At 64.0% G+C, this 481-nt stretch carries 1 pseudogene; it reads left to right on the top strand.

Annotated features, from left to right (window positions below):
* Positions 1-481 (top strand): annotated as a pseudogene (locus ABE456_RS28510) (hypothetical protein); the annotation flags it as partial.

Below are 481 nucleotides of genomic sequence, written 5' to 3'. Positions count from 1 at the left end.
CGACGAAATCGCTTCGGCCCGCGGCCTGGAGATTTCATTGGCGCTGCTGATTCAGCCGATGGGCCAGCCGACGCCCGGCACCGAAGCACAGGACCCGCGCCTAAAACGCCTCGAGCAGTGGCTGGATCAACACGACAGCCCGCTGTACACCGCCCTGGCACCGTTCAACCCGTTCAAGGACAAGGCCGATGTGATCGGCAGCCTGTTCGGCGCCAGCGACAACGTGATCGAAGGGTTGGCCGGCCGTTTTCCGGCCATGGCCGGCATTACCGACCTCACCGCCCAGTCGGTCAATACCGTGGTGCTCAGGCGCCTGCGTGGGCAGACAAGGTGGGATGCCAGTCATGGCCTGCGTCAGCAGGTGATGTTAGCGGCGCGTGAGGGCAATGCCGAGAAAGCATTGGGGCTGCTGGCGGCGCGCTACCGCATCACCGAGCAGGCCATCGCGGAAAACCCCTTCAGCGAGGAGGTACAGAAGTAT

Source organism: Pseudomonas sp. TWI929 (assembly GCF_039673335.1).
Classification (GTDB): domain Bacteria; phylum Pseudomonadota; class Gammaproteobacteria; order Pseudomonadales; family Pseudomonadaceae; genus Aquipseudomonas.
This window is presented reverse-complemented; position numbering and strand designations above follow the sequence as displayed.